At 69.7% G+C, this 1,696-nt stretch carries 3 protein-coding genes; 1 reads left to right on the top strand and 2 read right to left on the bottom strand.

Annotated elements, in window-relative coordinates:
* On the bottom strand, positions 1 to 319 hold a 319-nt coding region (locus tag G3N99_RS39750; protein WP_206125136.1), incomplete at its 3' end, for an FUSC family protein.
* 145 nt (positions 320 to 464) lie between these two features.
* On the opposite strand from G3N99_RS39750, the gene G3N99_RS39745 reads away from it, so the two are divergent.
* Complete coding sequence (locus tag G3N99_RS39745) at positions 465 to 1,367, top strand: LysR family transcriptional regulator (RefSeq protein WP_089427243.1); 903 nt, start codon at positions 465 to 467, stop codon at positions 1,365 to 1,367.
* Positions 1,368 to 1,450: 83 nt separating this feature from the next.
* On the opposite strand, the gene G3N99_RS39740 is transcribed toward G3N99_RS39745, so the two are convergent.
* On the bottom strand, positions 1,451 to 1,696 hold a 246-nt coding region (locus G3N99_RS39740; RefSeq protein WP_206125135.1), incomplete at its 5' end, for a hypothetical protein.

Raw genomic sequence — 1,696 nt, 5'->3', positions numbered from 1 at the left:
GCAGGAACAGCTCGGGCGTCTGCGCGAACGCCCCGGTCAGCACGAGCGCGACGGCCGCGCCGATCGCGGTGCCGAGAATCCGGTACTGGCTCTTCGACAAACCCATCCCGCGGCTGCCCTGCGCGACGATCCACACCGTCGACGCAGCCCATTTCGGGTCGTCGAGATTCATCCGGAAGGCGATGTAGAGCGCAAGCAGCGACGCCGCCGTGTTGCGCAATGCGAAGCCGAGGGCGCCGGGCGGCAGCGTGGGCCGGGCGTCGCGCAGCGCGGTGCGCACGGCCGCGAGGGGCGGCAGAGAGGGCAAGGCGAATTTCATGCGGCGAGCATACGGGGGCGCGCCGCCGCCACTAAGAGGCGCGGACAGGATGCGTTATTGCACCGGGCGGGATAATCGCCGCCGCACGAAGCGATTCGGCCGACGCAGGTAAGATGCGCGCAGGTCGAACACTGAAGCACCCCGTATGGACTTCGAAAGCATCCGGATATTCCTGCGCGTGGTCGAGCGCGGCAATTTCACCGCCGCCGCCACGCATCTCGACATGCCGCTCAGCCGCGTGAGCCGCAAGGTCAAGCAGCTCGAGGACGATCTCGGCGTCCAGCTGCTGTACCGCACCACGCGTCGCGTCTCCGTCACCGAGGCCGGGCGCGACTACTACGAGCGCTGCCTGCGCGCCGAGGACATCCTGCTCGACGCGGACCGCCAGGCCCGCGCGCTGCGCACGGCGCCGGAGGGCATGCTGCGCGTGCTGGTGCCCTACTCGATCGGCCTGTTCGAACTGGAGCCGGCGCTCGCCGAGTTTCGCCGGCGCTACCCGCTGGTCCAGCTCGTGCTGATCTATGACAACAACCCGCTCGATCTCGTCGAGCACGGCTTCGACGTGGCGCTGCGCGCGGGCGTGCTGACCGATTCCAGCTACATCGCCCGCTCGCTCGGCTGGTCGCAGGCGAAGCTGGCCGCGAGCCCCGCCTATCTCGACCGCGTCGGCCGGCCCGCCACGCCGCAGGATCTCGCGCAGCACGACCTGCTGCTCGTCGGCCGCGACGCGCCCGGGCTGACGCTGCGGCTCACCAATGCGGCCGGCGAAGTGGCCGACGTGCCGGTGCGGCCGGTGCTGATCACCAACGAATCGGTGACGGTGCTGCGCCAGGCCGCGAGCGGCGGCGGCATCGCGCTGGTCTCGACGCACTACACGGCCCGCCGGCTCGAACGGAACGAGCTCGAAATCGTGCTGCCCGACTGGCACCGGACCGACGACGTCGAGCTGCACGTGCTGTATCCGCGGCGCGCGACGCTCGACAGCAAGGTGCGCGCGTTCGTCGAATTCCTGGCGGAAGTGTTCGACGATTGGCGAACCGCACCATAACCGGCACGGTTCGCACACCGATTATTGCAGCAAGCGAAATCGATTAATGAGCCGGCCCGTGTTGATGGCCGCTCGCCACATCGTTAGCCTGTCGCGATGCAAAACCAATCCACACGCGACGGCAGCCGCCTGACCGCTGCCCGCAGGCGCGTCACGCGCGTCCCGCCTTCCTGACCGGCAGCATCCCGCCTCCCGAAGCCCGCCACGGCTTCGTGCATCCGATCGAGCAGCACGTCGCACGCGTCGGCCCCGTCTACCGGGCCGCGTCGCGCGCGCCGCGCCCCCCTTCCATTCAGCAGCCGCACCGCGCCTGCGTCGCTTTCGCGCGG

Source organism: Burkholderia sp. Ac-20392, assembly GCF_017104585.1.
GTDB classification, from domain to species: domain Bacteria; phylum Pseudomonadota; class Gammaproteobacteria; order Burkholderiales; family Burkholderiaceae; genus Burkholderia; species Burkholderia lata.
The sequence above is the reverse complement of the archived record's forward strand: the minus strand, read 5'-3'. Positions and strand labels throughout refer to the sequence as shown.